This is a genomic window from Streptomyces millisiae (assembly GCF_031845425.1).
Classification (GTDB): domain Bacteria; phylum Actinomycetota; class Actinomycetes; order Streptomycetales; family Streptomycetaceae; genus Streptomyces; species Streptomyces millisiae.
Genome location: NZ_JAVREM010000219.1, coordinates 1 through 512, shown reverse-complemented (window position 1 = coordinate 512; position 512 = coordinate 1). Strand labels below are relative to the sequence as shown.

Annotated in this window: 1 protein-coding gene; it reads right to left on the bottom strand. The window is 73.2% G+C overall.

The features are described from left to right. Positions 1 to 469: alpha-ketoglutarate-dependent dioxygenase AlkB family protein (locus RNC47_RS36330; RefSeq protein WP_311605136.1), on the bottom strand; the 469-nt coding region annotated here is incomplete at its 3' end. Positions 470 to 512: the final 43 nt, after the last annotated feature.

The window sequence follows — 512 nt, the reverse complement described above, 5'->3', positions numbered from 1 at the left end:
CCTCCGGGTTCCCGAAGCGGAACACACACGTCGCCCCGATGCTCAACGACACCACGGGAGCGCCCGACCGCTCCTCCTTGTCCTGGTGCATCCCCATCCGCGCCGCACCGTCATAGAAGTTGATCAGCGCGGTGTCCGGAGCGAACGCCTCCGCCGCGCCCTCGTCCTCGTACGCCTCCGCCACCGCCGCCCGCCCCAGCGAGACCAGCCACGGCGGCAACGCGGCCACCCGGGCGCCATTCACATCGTCGGCGGTACGGGTGTACCGGTACGGCTGCCAGTGCCACCCCAGGCACACCGTCCGCACCGACATCACACCACCGCCCGGCAACACCGTGTGCCGCAGCGGAACCGGCCCCCGCGCCCACTCCCGGCACGCCGCCACCAGCTCCCGCCGACGCTCCACCGGGAGCCACTCCGGTATGTGCACGGCACCCGGCGCCACGACCCGACGGGGCCGCGGGAACAGCCCTCCCGAAGCAGCCGGAACCCCACGCGGGACCACCCGTCAC